This is a genomic window from Citrobacter sp. VF227, from assembly GCF_052950715.1.
This window is the reverse complement of sequence record NZ_JBRFVF010000564.1, coordinates 1-441: the sequence shown is the minus strand read 5'-3', so window position 1 is coordinate 441 and position 441 is coordinate 1. Positions and strand designations below refer to the sequence as shown.

Below are 441 nucleotides of genomic sequence, written 5' to 3'. Positions count from 1 at the left end.
ACAGGTACTGGCCGTAGCCGGTCTTGCCCAGGGCGTCGGCGCGGCGCAACAGCTGCTCGCGGTCGATCCACGTGTTCTGGTAGGCGATCTCCTCCAGGCAGGCCACCTTCAGGCCTTGGCGGTGCTCGATGGTCTGCACGTACTGCGAGGCTTCCAGCAGGCTGTCGTGGGTACCGGTGTCGAGCCAGGCGAAGCCACGGCCGAAGCGTTCTACATTGAGATCGCCGCGCTGGCGGTAGGCCATGTTGACGTCGGTGATCGCCAGTTCGCCGCGTGGCGAGGGCTTGATCGACTTGGCGATCTCGATGACGTCGTTGGCGTAGAAGTACAGGCCGGTCCCTGCGTAGCTGGAGTTGGGCTTCTTCGGCTTCTGTTCGATCGGCAGCCACTTGCCGTTCTCGTCGAAGTCGATCACGCCGAAGCGCTCCGGATCCTTGACCC

The 441-nt window shown here is 63.9% G+C and carries 1 protein-coding gene; it reads right to left on the bottom strand.

Features of this window, described 5'->3' with window-relative positions; genetic code table 11:
- On the bottom strand, positions 1-441 hold a 441-nt coding region (locus ACU8YC_RS27885; protein WP_446896381.1), incomplete at both ends, for a sugar nucleotidyltransferase.